Here is a 581-nt window from a genome sequence, read left to right as displayed (position 1 = left end):
TGCCTACGGCTACTTCACCGACGACCTGCTGCGCGAATACGTGGACGAGGCGGTCTCCTCCGCGCTCGTCAACCTGGAAGCCAAGCCGGCACCGGCGGGCACCATGACCGTCGTGCTCGGCCCGGGCTGGCCCGGCGTGCTGCTGCACGAAGCCATCGGCCACGGCCTGGAAGGCGATTTCAACCGCAAGGGCTCATCCGCCTTTTCTGGCCGCATGGGTGAGCGCGTGGCAGCCAAGGGCGTCACCGTGGTCGATGACGGCACGCTCGCCAACCGCCGCGGGTCGCTCAACCTCGACGACGAAGGCAACCCCACGCAGTGCAACACGCTCATCGAAGACGGCATCCTCACCGGCTACATGCAGGACACGCTCAACGCACGCCTGATGAAGATGCCGGTGACCGGCAACGCCCGCCGCGAGAGCTACGCCGCCCTGCCCATGCCGCGCATGACCAACACCTACATGCTGGGCGGCCAGGACGACCCCAAGGAGATCGTCGCGTCCATCAAGAAGGGCCTGTACGCCACCAACTTCGGCGGCGGCCAGGTCGACATCACCAGCGGCAAGTTCGTGTTCTCGG

The 581-nt window shown here is 66.8% G+C and carries 1 protein-coding gene; it reads left to right on the top strand.

Going from position 1 to position 581, the window contains the following annotated elements; genetic code table 11:
- A partial coding sequence (locus tag RVY79_RS17020; protein ID WP_317465656.1) for a metallopeptidase TldD-related protein occupies positions 1 to 581 on the top strand: 581 nt, incomplete at both ends.

Origin of the sequence: Chromohalobacter sp. HP20-39, assembly GCF_033052815.1 — a bacterium.
GTDB lineage: Bacteria > Pseudomonadota > Gammaproteobacteria > Pseudomonadales > Halomonadaceae > Chromohalobacter.
The sequence above is the reverse complement of the archived record's forward strand: the minus strand, read 5'-3'. Positions and strand labels throughout refer to the sequence as shown.